We start from the raw sequence: 2,597 nt of genomic DNA on the forward strand, positions 1-2,597 counted from the left end.
TTCGGCTCGGGCGATCTGGTGGCCCTGCGCGCGGAAGGCGGGGAGGTGGTGTGGGCCGACACGCTGGGCAGCACCAACGGCCAGCAGGCGCTGATCGACTTTTCCTGCGTGCATGGCATGCCGGTCATTACCGATGGCACGGCCTACGCCATCAGCACCGGCGCGGTTCTGGTCGCGATCGACATGCGTTCAGGCCGCAGGCTGTGGGAGCGCGGGATTTCCGGCCAGAACACCCCGCTGGTGATCGGTGACTGGATATTCCTCATTTCCATGGATGAGCAGGTGGCCTGCCTCGACCGGCTTTCGGGGCATGTGCGCTGGATCACGCAGTTGCGCCGGTACGAAAACGCCGACAAGCAGAAGCGCGGCGTGGTCTGGATCGGTCCCATCCTGGCCGGGGGCAAGCTGGTGCTGGTTTCCAGCATGCCGCAGAACGGCGTGGCCATCATCGACCCGGAACAGGGGCATATCGAATCGCTCCATTCCCTGCCGGTACAGGTTACGACGGCGCCCATCGTGGTCGATAATCTGCTGTTGCTGATGGACAATAACGGCTACCTTAGAGCCTATAGTTAAAAGAAAGTTGCCGCAGTGAGTTCATCTTTTCCATCCGCGCCCGTGGATGCGCTGCCGGTTGTCGTGATCGCCGGCAGGCCGAATGTCGGCAAATCAACCATTTTCAACCGGCTGGTCGGGCGCAGGCAGGCGCTTGTGGCCGATACGCCGGGCGTCACCCGCGACCGCAAGGAAGGCAGGCGACCGTGCGCGGGCGCGCCATCCGCATCATCGACACCGCCGGGCTGGAGGAAGCCGCCCCCGACACGCTGTTCGGGCGTATGCGGGCCTCCTCCGAATCCGCGGTGGCGAGCGCGGATCTGGTCCTGTTCTGCATTGACGCCCGCAGCGGCATCACGCCCGCCGATGAGCATTTCGCCAACTGGCTGCGCCGTCAGGGCCGCCCGGTGCTGCTGATCGCCAACAAGGCGGAAGGCCGGCAGGCGCCGCCGCCGCGATGGAGGCGTATTCGCTGGGGCTGGGTACGCCGCTGGCCATCTCCGCCGAGCATGGGGAGGGGGTGGCCGACCTCATGTCCGAAATTGTGGACCGCCTGCCGCCCACCGACCTGCCGCCCGTACAGAAGCTCACCCGTCGCGACCGCCGCATACTGGCGGAAACCGAGGAAGAGGCGGAGGACGTGCGCCCCCCCGGCCCGCTGCGCCTGGCCATCGTGGGGCGGCCCAACGCGGGCAAGTCCACGCTGCTCAACCGCCTGCTGGGCGAGGAACGGATGATCACCGGCCCCGAGCCGGGGCTGACGCGCGATTCCATTGCCGTCATGCTCAATGACGGGGAAGGCCCGATCCAGCTTGTCGATACGGCGGGGTTGCGCCGCAAGGCCCGCATTGACGAGACGCTGGAGAAAATGTCCGTCTCCGCCTCGATCGAGGCGCTGAAAATGGCCGAGGTCGTCATTCTCGTGCTGGATGCGACGCTGGGTGTGCATGAGCAGGATCTCCAGATCGCCCGCCTGATCGAGCGTGAGGGACGCTGCTGCGTTCTCGCACTGAACAAGTGGGATGCGGTGGAGGACCGGGCCGCGACCCGGCAGGCCATCAGTGACCGGATCGAGACCTCGCTGGCGCAGATGCGCGGCATTCCGGTTGTCTCCTTCTCCGCCATGACGGGGGCGGGCATCAACAGGCTGCTGCCGACCGTACGCCGCGCGTATGATGTCTGGAACCGCCGTGTGCCCACCGGCGCGCTCAACCGCTGGTTCGAGATGATGGTCTCGCGTCATCCGCCGCCGCTGGTGGACGGGCGCAGGCTCAAGCTGCGTTATATCACGCAGGCCAAGGCCCGGCCGCCCACCTTCATCCTGTTCGGCACCCGCACCGACCAGTTGCCGGAGGATTACCAGCGTTATCTGGTCAACGGGCTGCGGGAGACATTCGACCTGCCCGGCACGCCCATCCGGCTGCTGCTGCGCGCGTCCAGCAACCCCTACGCGAAGGAACGCTAGGGGATCTTACCCAGCAAGCATCCGTATGGGGGCATGACCGGCATGGTCCGGTTCCCATGCGGGAAACGGGCATTCGCCACTGGATGATCCATGCTCACCCCCGGTCCGACCGATGCCCTGCTGATTATTGACATGCAGGTTGATTTCCTGCCCCCCACCGGCGCGCTGGCCGTGAAGGGGGCGGACGGGCTTGTGCCGCTTATTAACCAGCTTTCCCATCTGCCGTTTGGGCTGGTCGTGGCCAGCCAGGACTGGCATCCGGCGGGGCATGTCTCCTTCGGGGAGGGAGAAAACCGGTGGCCGGTTCATTGCGTGGCCGGGACGCCGGGGGCGGCCCTTGCGCCCGCGCTGGACCAGACCCGTATCGGGCTGGTGCTGCGCAAGGGAATGCACCCCGATACCGACAGCTATTCCGCCTTTGAGGACAATGCCCGCCGGAACCGGACCGGGCTGGATGGTCTGCTGAAGGAGCGCGGGATCACGCGGGTCTTCATCGTTGGTGTCGCGCTGGATTACTGCGTGGCCCATACCGCGCGTGACGCGCTGCGGGCCGGCTTTCGCACGGTCGTGCTGCACG

At 66.2% G+C, this 2,597-nt stretch carries 2 protein-coding genes and 1 pseudogene; all 3 read left to right on the plus strand.

Going from position 1 to position 2,597, the window contains the following annotated elements:
• Nucleotides 1-576 (plus strand): PQQ-binding-like beta-propeller repeat protein (locus JCM25156_RS13415; protein WP_025813484.1); only part of this gene is annotated, 576 nt, incomplete at its 5' end.
• Between the two features lie 15 nt (nt 577-591).
• A pseudogene (gene der, locus JCM25156_RS24405) lies at nt 592-2,020 on the plus strand (ribosome biogenesis GTPase Der).
• 90 nt (nt 2,021-2,110) lie between these two features.
• The coding region (locus tag JCM25156_RS13425) for a nicotinamidase (RefSeq protein WP_025813485.1) at nt 2,111-2,597 on the plus strand (487 nt) is incomplete at its 3' end.

This window comes from Komagataeibacter kakiaceti JCM 25156 (genome assembly GCF_000613305.1).